The sequence below is a fragment of the Methylobacterium sp. J-078 genome, from assembly GCF_022829285.1.
In the GTDB taxonomy this organism is placed as follows: Bacteria; Pseudomonadota; Alphaproteobacteria; order Rhizobiales; family Beijerinckiaceae; genus Methylobacterium.
This window is the reverse complement of the sequence record NZ_JAKSYI010000122.1, coordinates 1-301: the sequence shown is the minus strand read 5'-3', so window position 1 is coordinate 301 and position 301 is coordinate 1. Positions and strand designations below refer to the sequence as shown.

1 protein-coding gene is annotated in these 301 nt (G+C 56.8%); it reads left to right on the top strand.

From position 1 onward, the window contains the following. Positions 1–117: 117 nt before the first annotated feature. Positions 118–301: SRPBCC family protein (locus MKK58_RS22560; protein WP_243915032.1), on the top strand; the 184-nt coding region annotated here is incomplete at its 3' end.

The window sequence follows — 301 nt, the reverse complement described above, 5'->3', positions numbered from 1 at the left end:
GACCCGAGACAGCGGGGAGGCAAGGGAAGATTAGGGTGCAACTCCGGAGACGAGTGCGGACAACACGGTGCGTCGCAAAGCCTTTCGGCACGCCGAGGTGAAAGCAGATCGAGCATAATGAGCACGATTTCATGGCTGGTTGGTTTCCTCGCAGCTTTTGCCGCTAAGAACTGTTGTGGGTTCGCTCTGGCGGTCACTAGAAGCAACGACATGGAGGCACCGACAGCTGCCGTTTGGGCGCTTATCGGTGATTTCTGCGCGATCGAGAAATGGCACCCTCTGGTCAAGCGCTGTACTATCT